Source organism: Mesorhizobium sp. M7A.F.Ca.CA.004.06.1.1, from assembly GCF_003999135.1.
Taxonomy (GTDB): Bacteria; Pseudomonadota; Alphaproteobacteria; order Rhizobiales; family Rhizobiaceae; genus Mesorhizobium.
The window spans coordinates 1-3,213 of record NZ_RZPQ01000155.1 but is presented as its reverse complement, the minus strand read 5'-3'; the positions used below and the strand labels follow the sequence as shown (position 1 = coordinate 3,213).

General features: G+C 67.4%; 1 protein-coding gene. It reads left to right on the top strand.

The window, feature by feature from the left end; genetic code table 11:
- A partial coding sequence (locus EN906_RS12210; RefSeq protein WP_206529081.1) for a YadA-like family protein occupies positions 1-3,213 on the top strand: 3,213 nt, incomplete at both ends.

The following is a 3,213-nucleotide window of genomic DNA, read 5'->3' as shown; positions in this document are numbered from 1 at the left end:
GCGCGGTTGCCATCGGCGATCCGAGCTTCGCCAGCGGCACCGGCGCCTTCACCGGCGGCGCAAACAACATCGCCAACAGCGACGGCACGGCGACCGCCACCGCGGCCAACGCGGCCAACGGTGCCGTCGCCATCGGCAACAACAACAAGGCGATCGGCCAAGGCTCAGTGGCGTTGGGCAACGGCTCCACGGCAGGTGCCGCCGGCCTCGCCGGGAATATCGCATTTGGCGATGGCGCGACGGCGGCGGCAAGCTCCGGCGACGTGGCGCTCGGCTCGGGCTCGGTGACCACCACGGCGGTCGGAACGGCCAGTGGGGTGGTCAATGGCACGACCTATGCCTTCCAGGGCACCAACCCGACCTCGACGGTCAGCATCGGCGCGCCCGGCGCGGAACGCACCATCACCAATGTCGCCGCGGGTCGGATCAGTTCGACGTCGACCGACGCCATCAACGGCTCGCAGCTCGCCGCCACCAACCAGGCCGTCGATGCCATCGGCGCCGTCGTCAACAACATCAATGTCGGCGGCGGCATCAAGTATTTCCATGCCAACTCGACGGCGGCGGACTCCTCGGCGACGGGCACGGACTCCGTTGCGATCGGACCCGTCGCGACCGCAACGGGGACGAACGCCATCGCGGCCGGTGTCAATTCGAGTGCATCCGACGCCAATGCGTCGGCCTTCGGCAGCGGCGCCGTCGCATCGGCGCTCGACGCAACGGCGATGGGATACATTTCCAACGCCTCTGGCCAATACAGCACCGCCATCGGCGCGAATGCCAACGCCACGGCGACCTCCAGCACCGCGATCGGCCAGAACGCCTTTGCTACCGGCCTCCAGGCGACCGCTCTCGGCATGCAAGCGAATGCCAGCGCCGCGAATGCGCTCGCGCTGGGTGCAAACTCGACCGCTGGCAACGCAGGCGACGTGGCGCTCGGCTCGGGCAGTGTCACCGACGTCGCCGTCGGCACGCCGAGCACCGTGATCAACGGCACGACCTACGCTTTCCAGGGTACCACTCCGACTTCGACGGTCAGCGTCGGCGCGGTCGGTGCGGAACGCACCATCACCAATGTCGCCGCGGGGCGGATCAGTTCGACGTCGACCGACGCCATCAACGGCTCGCAGCTCGCCGCCACCAACCAGGCCGTCGACGCCATCGGCACCACGCTCAGCACCATTGGCGGTTCCGTGACCGATCTCGGCAACACGATCAACAACATCGCCGGCGATACCTCGACCGCCTATACCGACGCCAATGGCGAGGGCATCCGCTACGCCCGCACCAACGAGGCCGGGCTGGCGCAAACCGATTCCTTCGCACAAGGGGTCGGCTCCACCGCCGTCGGCTACCAGGCGACCGCGACCGGCGACAGCGCGCTGGCGCTCGGCCGCGACAGCAATGCCAGCATCGACGGCGGCGTGGCGCTCGGTTCGGGTTCGGTTTCCGATCGTGCGATCGCTCCGACTACCGGGCAATTGCCCGCCGGCCCATCCAACTTCATCCAGTACAACACAACCGACAAGACGCTGCTCGGCGCCGTTTCGGTGGGCGATGCCACCTCGTACCGGCAGATCACCAATGTGGCCGACGGCACCCAGGACCAGGACGCGGTGACGGTGCGCCAACTCGCCGGCGCCATAGCTGCCGTATCGGTCACCTCGACCAAGTATTTCCATGCCAATTCGGCGGCGGTCGACTCGCTGGCGGTCGGGGCAGAGTCGGTCGCGGTCGGTCCGACCACGGTCGTCAACGGCGACAACGGCATCGGCATCGGCAATGGCGCCATTGTCGACCAGACAGCACCCGGCGGCACAGCGATCGGCCAGGGCGCCCATGTGATGCTGGCCGATGGGCTGGCGCTCGGCACCAATTCGCTGGCGTCCGGCATCCAGTCGGTGGCGCTCGGCGCCGGCGCCCAGAGCACCTTCATCAACAGCGTGGCGCTCGGTGCGCAGTCCATCACCACGGTCGGCGCGCAGGCAGGCTACACGGCCTTTGCGCTCGCCGGTCCGCAAACGTCGGTCGGCGAGGTGTCGATCGGCTCTGCCGGTGCCGAACGCAAGCTCACCAATGTCGCGGCGGGCTCTGCCGACACCGACGGCGTCAACGTTTCGCAGTTGCGCGGCGTGACGCAAAACGTCAGCAACCTGTTCGGCGGCGGCACGACCGTCAATCCCGACGGCTCGATCACCGGCCCGACCTACAACATCCAGGGCAACAATTATTCCACCGTCTATGACGGCTTCACGGCCGTCGACAATGCGCTGACCAGCATCAGCAATGGCGGCGGCATCAAGTATTTCCACGCCAACTCGACGCTGGCCGACAGCATCGCCGGCGGCACCAACGCCGTTGCGATCGGACCGGAGAGCGTGGCGAGCGGCACCGACAGCCTGGCCGCGGGACATGGCTCGACGGCCGCTGGGCAAGGCGCCGTCGCGCTCGGCCAGGGCGCGCAGGCCAACAATGCCAACGATGTGGCGCTCGGTTCCGGTTCGGTGACGCAGACCGCCGTCGGGACCTCCAGCACCGTCATCAACGGCAAGACCTACACTTATGCCGGAACGACTCCAACCGGAACCGTCAGCGTCGGCGACGCCGGCGCCGAGCGGACGATCACCAATGTCGCTGCCGGCCGCGTGTCTTCCGACAGCACCGATGCGATCAACGGCTCGCAGCTCTACGCCACCAATACGGCGATCGAGGATCTGAAAGCCGGCGTCGGAAACCTTACCGAGAACGCGGTGACCTATGACGCCCCGGGCGGCGTCAAGTCGAACACCATCACGTTGCAGGGCGGCGACGTCAACGCGCCGGTCGTCATCTCCAATGTCGGCCCCGGCGTCAAAGGGACCGATGCGGTCAACGTCGACCAGATGAACCAGGGCCTGACCGCGGGCAAGAGCTATACGGACAACCGCGTAGCCTACGCTATCGATACGTCCAACGACTACACCGACAAGGTGGCGGTCACGACCTTGCAACAGGCCAACGACTATACCGACCAGAAGCTCAGCCAGCTCAATTCGGACATCAGCGGCATCCGCGACGAGGCGCGGCAGGCGGCCGCAATAGGCCTTGCGGCCGCCTCGCTGCGCTATGACGACCGGCCCGGAAAGCTGAGCGTGGCGGCGGGCGGTGGCTTGTGGCGGGACGCAGGCGCGTTCGCCTTCGGTGCGGGCTACACCAGCGAAGACGGCCGCATCC